Below are 7624 nucleotides of genomic sequence, written 5' to 3'. Positions count from 1 at the left end.
TGGACCGACCTCGGCCTCACGCTTGTCGGACGACTGCTCGGCCCAAGCGTGATGCTCGCAACTGCGCGCTTCTTCCTGGTTGATCCACCTGGTCGTGCGCAGCAGCCCTATGGGCAGTTTGTACCCAAGCTAGATCATGGGGACACTACCATCCTTGCGATTCAGCACTGGCTGCAGGCGACAGGAGCCAAGGATCACGGCGTGCCTATGCTTGCCGGCCGCGCGGGTATGGAGGAGCGAACTTTCCTACGCCGCTTCAAAAAGGCGACAGGACTCAGACCTACGGAATATGCGCAGCAGATACGGATAGCGAAGGCTCGCGAGGCACTCGAACTGACGCGACGGCCGATCGAGCAGATCGCTTGGCAAGTTGGCTATGGTGACCCTTCGGCGTTCCGTAAGCTCTTCCAACGCGTCACGGGATTGGCGCCCGCTGAGTATCGCCGCCGGTTCGGCGTGGCGGCGTAGGCGGAAGGCGCCTGCCGCGCAGTGCAGAAAGAGCGGGCCGGAGCCCGCCCTCGGTTGCAATTAGCTTCGAACGAAGGCGAGCAGATCAGCGTTGATGATGGTGGGGTGTGTCGCCGCCATTCCATGCGACAGGCCGTCGTACGCCTTGAGCGATCCGTTCTTGAGCAACTCCACGGCGCGTGGTGCGTGGTTCTCGAAGGGAACCAACTGATCGTCAGTGCCGTGCATCACCAGGACCGGCACATCGATTGCCTTGAGGTCCTCAGTGAAGTCCGTCGCCGAGAAAGCGGTGATGCAGTCATACTGTGCCTTGGCGCCGCCCATCAGGCCCTGGCGCGACCAATTGTCGATTAGACCCTGGCTTACCTGTGCCCCTTCCCGATTGTACCCGTAGAAGGGGCCGGATGCGATCTCGCGGTAAAACTCGGCACGATTGGCGATGAGCGACGCGCGGAACCCATCGAAAAGCTCTGGTGGCAGGCCCTGAGGACTGTTCTCGCCGCGCATCATCATCGGAGGAACGGCACCCAGGAGCACTGCCTTGGCAACACGGTCTGGCGCAGATCGGGCAACATAGCGAGCGACTTCGCCGCCACCGGTCGAGTGGCCGATATGAACTGCATTACGAAGGTCGAGAGCTTCAGCCAATTCGATAACATCGGAGGCATAGGTATCCATCTCGTTACCAATATCCGTCTGGCTGGAGCGTCCATGCCCGCGGCGATCATGCGCGATGACGCGGTAGCCCTCACTCGCGAAGAACAGCATCTGGTTGTCCCAATCATCAGCGGACAAGGGCCAGCCATGGTGAAACACGATCGGCTGCGCTTCCTTGCTGCCCCAATCTTTGTAGAAAATGCTGGTGCCGTCCTGGGTGGTGATCGTCGCCATGAGCTATCTCCTCTGTTCGCTCGGCAGGAACGCCGTTGCTGGAAGTGCTCTAGGGGATTCGCTCTGAGCCTGCGCTTGGCAGAAGTGACACAAAGCGCGGCACAACTGACAAGATATGAACTCGCTCATACGAGCACGGGCAGCGGCATCTTGTCGGCGGACGCAAGGCTGCCGTTCGCAGTCGCCTCGAGCCTGCGTGTGTCGCAGAAGCAGCGATATGCGCGACGTTCGATAGTCAGGACTTCCGCGAGGGGGAAGCGATGGCCGGCGGCGACGGTCGCCTCAGGTATCTGCCCTCAGGCGATACCCAATGCCGAGTTCATTGGCGATCACGCTGCCAATGGGCCCAGGCGCCTCCAGCTTCTGCCGCAGGTTGCGGACCACGATGCGAAGGTACTCGATGCGGGGATCTTCGTCGCCGCCCCAGGCGGCGGCGATGATACGCTCGTGTGTGACCACCCGGCCGATATGGCGGGCGAGCACGGCCAGCACATCATGCTCCTTGCGGGTGAGATGGAGTTCCTCGCCACCACGACACACTAGGCGCTTGTCGATATCGATCGTCAGATCGCCCTTGCAGACGACCTTGGAAGTCGTCCCCGAAAGGCCGCGATGGCGCAGCGCGACGCGCAGCCGTGCCAGCAACTCGTCGGTATCGAATGGCTTAGTCACAAAATCGTCGGCGCCGAGGTCCAGCGCCGCCACCTTCTCGTCGGTCGCATCACGCGCGGACACGACCAGCACAATGGTGTCGGCGTTTCGGCGCAGAAGCGGGATCATCGCCAGCCCGTCGCGATCTGGCAGGCCGAGATCGAGCAGGATCGCGCTCGGAAGCTGCGCCGCCGCTACGGCAAGCGCGTCGCGTGCGTTTCCCGCCTCCACAATGTCATAGCCGGCGCGCTCCAGGGTGTTGCGAAGCAGGCGGCGGATCGCGACCTCATCATCGACGACGAGGATCTTGGCAGGCATCAGGTGACACTTTCCGGTGCGACGTCGCGCACGATGAGAGGGGAAGGAAAGACGAGCGCGAAGGTGGCACCCTGGCCCTCAGCGCGATTGCCTGCCTCGACCGCCATTCCCATCGCCTCGGCAAACGCCTTTACGATGGCGAGGCCAAGGCCGGTGCCGCCGATCGCGCGGTCGGAGCCTTCCAGGCGGCGGAAGGTCTCGAACACTTCTGCCTCATGTCCCGGCGGGAGCCCGGGGCCATTGTCGAGCACCGCCAGCCGGATCTCGCCATAGCGGTGCCGGCCCTCGATCACGATTTCCGTGCCGGGATCGCCATAGCGGCCGGCATTGTCGAGCAGGTTGAGCAGGCAATGGTGGAGCAGCTGCGGATCGGCTCGAACCAGCGGCAGGTCGGGCGGCACGTCCAGCCGCAGCTCATGCCCCTCCAGCGCGCGCCGCGCGTCATGCGAGGCGCTTGTCACCGCGTCGCTGAGGTCGACCGCCTCGATGTTCAGCCTCAGCGCCCCCGCCTCCACCCGCGCCATGTCGAGCAGATTCGCGACAAAGCGGTTGAGACGAGCCGCCTCCCCCTTGATCGTCCCGATCAGCGCTGGGGTGGCGCCATGGTCCAGCTCGTTGGCCGCTGCGATCACGGCGGTGAGCGGCGTGCGCAGGTCATGGCTGACCGACGAGAGCAAGGCGGCGCGGAGCCGGTCGCGAGTCCGCACCACGTCGACGTCGCGCATCTCCGCCTGCAGTCGCAGCCGTTCCAGCACCAGCGCCGCCTGGTCGGTCAGGCCAGCGAGCAGGGGTAGCTGGTCCGCCCGGATCGGGTCCCCTCCGGCGTCGCGGGCGACGCCCAGCACCGCAAGCACCCGGTCACCCGCCTTGAGCGGCTGGAACAGCCATTCGGACGCGGCCAGCGTTCCCGATCCCTTGCCGGTGGCCGTGCCGGTGTCGAATGCCCAGGTCGCCGCCGCCTGGTCCATGGTGTCGAGCCGGTATCCAGGATCGCTCGCCGCCTCGATCTCCAGGCCAGTGCCGACGCAAGGCGCCAGCAGCACGACCTGCACGCCGAACAGGCGCTTCACGTCGTCGCAGATCATCTGCGCCGCTTGGTCCGTCTCGTTGACGCTGGTCACCTGGCGCAGAAAACCCGCGAGCGTGGCGTTGGTTCGCGCGCTCGCGGCGGCGAGGTCCGCCTGCGCGCGCACCCGCGAGGTCAGCTGGCTGGTCGCGAACGCCACCCCGAGCAGCATAATGACGGAGATCAGATTTTCCGGATTGGCGACACTCAGGGTGCCGACCGGCGGCAGGAAGAAGAAGTTGTACGCGAGGCTTGAGGCGAGGCCGGCGAACAGCCCGGTTCGCAGGCCATACAAGCTCGCCGCGACCATCACCGGCAGCAGGTAGAGCAGCGCGACATTGCCGAGGTTGAGAACGTGGAACAATGCGCTGGCAAGCGCGGTCACCCCTCCGATGCCGGCCAGCGTCAGGGCATAGCCGCTCGGTGCGCCCCAGCCGCGGCTGCGCTGCCTGACCCACTCGCCCTTTGCCGCCTCCCCCTCGACGGGGACAACGTGCACCGTCACTCCCGGAGTTCCGCGCACCAGCCGGTCGACTACCGAGCCGTGGCGAAGCTCGAACCAGCGCGACCGCTTGGACTTGCCGACCACCAGCTGGGTCGCACGGGCATCGGTGACGAAGGATTGGATCCCGTCGACCACAGAGGTCGCAGGCACGGTTGCGATCGTGCCGCCGAGTTGAGTCGCCAGCGTCATGGTGGCGGCGATGCGCTGGTGCTGGACGTCGCTGAAGCCGGCGGTACGCGGCGTCTCGATGAACAGCGCCGTCCAGGGACCGCGCAGCGCGTCTGCAACCCGCTTGGCCGCGCGGACCAGACCATCGGCGCCGGGCAGTTCGGACACCGCGACGACGATGCGATCGCTGCCGGCCCAGGTGCCACCCAGACCGGTCGCCCGCACATGCTCGAGCATCTGCACGTCAACCGCTTGGGCGGCCCGGCGCAGCGCTAGTTCCCGAAGCGCCGACAGATTGGACTTGGAAAAGAAATGGCTGAGCGCGCGTGTTGCCTCTTGCGGCAGATAAACTTTGCCCGCCTTCAGCCGCTCGATGAGCTCGTCGGGCGGTATGTCCACCACCTCGATCTCGGCTGATTCCAGGATGCGGTCGGGCACCGTCTCGCGCACGCGGATGCGGGTGAAGCTCGCGACGATGTCGTTGAGGCTCTCGACGTGCTGGATGTTGATCGTCGAATAGACGTCAATGCCGGCGTCGAGCAGCTCCTCGACATCCTGATAGCGTTTTGGATGGCGGCTGCCCGGCGCATTGGTGTGGGCGAGTTCGTCGACCAGCACGAGGCGAGGATTGCGCTGAAGGACGGCGTCCAAGTCCATCTCGTGCAGGTTGCGGCCCTCATAGGGAACGACCCGCCGCGCGACGATATCATGCCCCCTGATCAGCGCCTCGGTCTCTGCGCGCCCGTGGGTTTCCACCACGCCGACGACCACGTCACTGCCGTCGCGCTTGCGCGACATGCCCTCCGACAGCATTTCATAGGTCTTGCCGACGCCGGGGGCCGCGCCGAGGAAGATCTTCAGCCGGCCCCTGCCCTCCTGCGCGGCGTGGCGCAGAAGGGCGTCGGGATCGGGTCGCGCGTCGCCGGAAGCCGGCATCAGCGCCCAGATGCGTCCAGCGCGCGGTTGAGCGCGAGGACGTTGACGTGCGGCTCGCCGAAGATCGAGCCCTCAAGATGGTGGGTGACCAGCGCCCGCACGCGGGCCTCAGGCAACCCGCGGACACGTGCGACCCGCGCCGCCTGAGCTAGCGCTGCCGCCAGCGAAAGGTCCGGGTCGAGGCCCGATCCGCTGGCGGTGGCCAGGTCAGCCGGAACCAGGTCCGTCACCCCTTCGGCGCGGCGCTTCTCGATGTCCGACTTGACGCGATCGACCAGCGCCTGGGCGGTCGGCCCGAGGTTCGAGCCCGAGGAAGCGAGCCCGTCATAGCCGTGGCCGGCCGCCGAAGGACGGGTCTGGAAATAGCGGTCCGAGGTGAAGGCCTGACCGACGACGGTCGAACCTATCACCGTGCCCGAGGCGTCGCGCACCAGGCTGCCGTTGGCTTGTGCGGGGAACAGCGCCTGCCCGACGCCAGTCATCGCCAGCGGATAGGCGAGACCAAGAAGCACGGCGAACAGGATCGTCATGACGATCGCGGGGCGCAGTGCCGAGGTGAAGTCATTGCCCATATCCGAGTTCCTTTACGCGAGACCGAGCCCGCCGACGACAAGATCAATGATCTTGATGCAAACGAACGGGGCGATGAGGCCGCCCAGGCCATAGATGGCGAGGTTGCGGGCGAGCAGCGGCCCCGCACCCATCGGCTTGTAGGCCACGCCGCGAAGCGCGAGCGGCACCAGCATCGGGATGATGATCGCATTGAACATGATTGCCGACAGGATCGCCGATTCAGGCGAGCCGAGGCCCATCACGTTGAGCACGCCAAGGCTGGGGTAGAGCGTCACGAACATCGCCGGGATGATGGCGAAATATTTAGCCACGTCGTTCGCCACCGAGAAGGTGGTGAGCGCACCGCGGGTCATCAGCAGCTGCTTGCCGAGACCCACCACCTCGATCAGCTTGGTCGGATCGCTGTCGAGGTCGACCATGTTGCCGGCTTCGCGCGCCGCCTGGGTGCCGGTGTTCATCGCCACGCCCACGTCGGCCTGGGCCAGCGCCGGTGCGTCGTTGGTGCCGTCGCCGCACATCGCGACCAGCTTGCCGCCAGTCTTCTCCTTGCGGATCAGGTCCAGCTTGTCCTCCGGGGTCGCCTGGGCGAGGAAGTCGTCGACGCCCGCCTCGGCCGCGATGGCAGCGGCAGTCAGCGGATTGTCGCCGGTGATCATCACCGTGCGAATGCCCATGGCGCGCAGCTCGCCGAAGCGTTCGCGGATGCCGGCCTTGACCACGTCCTTGAGGAAGATGGCGCCGAGCAGGCGGCCATCCTGCGCCACGGCCAGCGGCGTGCCGCCGGCGCGGGCGATCTCGTCAGTGATGCGGCGCAGTTCGGTCGCCGCCGCCATTTCGCCCACGCCCGGATTGGCGCGCAGGATCGAGTCCACGGCGCCCTTCTGGATCAGCGTGCCCCCGACCTTCACGCCCGAGACGCGGGTCTGGGCGGTGAAGGGGATGATCTCGGCACCAGCCGGGAGTTCGCTCCGGGTGACGCCGAACTTCTCGCGCGCCAGCACCACCACCGAGCGGCCTTCGGGTGTCTCGTCGGCAAGGCTGGCGACCAGAGCTGCTTCCGCCAGCTCCCGGATGTTGACGCCGTTGACCGCGCGGAACTCGCTCGCGGCGCGGTCGCCGACGGTGATGGTGCCGGTCTTGTCGAGCAGCAGCACGTCGATGTCGCCCGCGGCTTCGACCGCGCGGCCAGACTTGGCGAGCACGTTGAAGCGCACCAGCCGGTCCATGCCCGCAATGCCGATCGCCGAGAGCAGCGCGGCAATGGTCGTCGGGATCAGCGTGATGAGCAGCGCCGCCAGGATCGCTACGGGGATCGAGCCGCCGGCATAGCTGGCGAAGCCCGGAATGGTGCCCACCGCGATCAGGAAGATGATCGTGAGGCCGACAAGCAGCAGCGTCAGCGCGATCTCGTTGGGCGTCTTCTGGCGCTCGGCACCTTCGACCAGTGCGATCATGCGGTCGAGGAAACCCTTGCCGGGCTCCACCGTCACCTTGACGCGAATCTCGTCGGAGATGACGCGCGTGCCCGCGGTCACCGCCGAGCGGTCGCCGCCGGCCTCGCGGATCACCGGCGCGCTTTCGCCGGTGATCGCCGCTTCGTTGACCGACGCCACGCCCGAGACCACTTCGCCGTCCGACGGGATAAGGTCGTTGCTCTCGACCAGCACGATGTCGCCGACCCTGAGTGCGCTGGCGGGAACATTGTCATATTGACGGCCGTCGCCCTTCAGCCGCTTGGCGGTGAGATCCGCCTTGGCGGCGCGAAGCGACGCGGCCTGCGCCTTGCCGCGCCCTTCCGCCAGCGCCTCGGCGAAGGTGCCGAACAGGACGGTCAGCCAGAGCCACACCGCCAGCTGCAGTTTAAAGCCCGTGGAAAGATCGTCCTGGCCGATCACGAGCAGGACGGTCATTAGCGCCGCGACGACCGCGGTGACAAACATAACAGGATTGCGGATCAGCTCCGCAGGGTTGAGCTTGACGAACGATGCCTTGAACGCGGGCACGACGAGGTCGGCCGTGAACAGGCTCTTGCCTTGGGTGTTTGCCAT

At 66.2% G+C, this 7624-nt stretch carries 6 protein-coding genes; 1 reads left to right on the top strand and 5 read right to left on the bottom strand.

Features of this window, described 5'->3' with window-relative positions; genetic code table 11:
* Positions 1 to 468: GlxA family transcriptional regulator (locus tag FHT02_RS16335; protein ID WP_184090099.1), on the top strand; the 468-nt coding region annotated here is incomplete at its 5' end.
* A 60-nt stretch (positions 469 to 528) separates the two neighbouring features.
* On the opposite strand, the gene FHT02_RS16330 is transcribed toward FHT02_RS16335, so the two are convergent.
* The 5 genes from FHT02_RS16330 to kdpB all read right to left on the bottom strand — a co-directional run bounded on the left by FHT02_RS16330 (position 529) and on the right by kdpB (position 7624).
* Positions 529 to 1359, bottom strand: a complete 831-nt coding sequence (locus FHT02_RS16330; protein ID WP_184090097.1) for an alpha/beta fold hydrolase — start codon at positions 1357 to 1359, stop codon at positions 529 to 531.
* Positions 1360 to 1641: 282 nt separating this feature from the next.
* The gene (locus FHT02_RS16325) at positions 1642 to 2328 is read right to left on the bottom strand and encodes a response regulator transcription factor (protein WP_184090094.1); all 687 of its coding nucleotides are present in this window, start codon (positions 2326 to 2328) and stop codon (positions 1642 to 1644) included.
* Complete coding sequence (locus FHT02_RS16320; RefSeq protein ID WP_184090091.1) at positions 2328 to 5003, bottom strand: sensor histidine kinase; 2676 nt, start codon at positions 5001 to 5003, stop codon at positions 2328 to 2330. Before FHT02_RS16320 ends, FHT02_RS16325 begins: the two co-directional genes overlap by 1 nt.
* Positions 5003 to 5575, bottom strand: a complete 573-nt coding sequence (gene kdpC, locus FHT02_RS16315; protein ID WP_184090088.1) for a potassium-transporting ATPase subunit KdpC — start codon at positions 5573 to 5575, stop codon at positions 5003 to 5005. Before kdpC ends, FHT02_RS16320 begins: the two co-directional genes overlap by 1 nt.
* A gap of 12 nt (positions 5576 to 5587) precedes the next feature.
* Positions 5588 to 7624: a potassium-transporting ATPase subunit KdpB gene (gene kdpB / locus FHT02_RS16310; protein WP_184090085.1), complete on the bottom strand. Its 2037-nt coding sequence runs from the start codon at positions 7622 to 7624 to the stop codon at positions 5588 to 5590.

The sequence above is a fragment of the Sphingomonas xinjiangensis genome, from assembly GCF_014199255.1.
GTDB classification, from domain to species: domain Bacteria; phylum Pseudomonadota; class Alphaproteobacteria; order Sphingomonadales; family Sphingomonadaceae; genus Sphingomonas; species Sphingomonas xinjiangensis.
The sequence above is the reverse complement of the archived record's forward strand: the minus strand, read 5'-3'. Positions and strand labels throughout refer to the sequence as shown.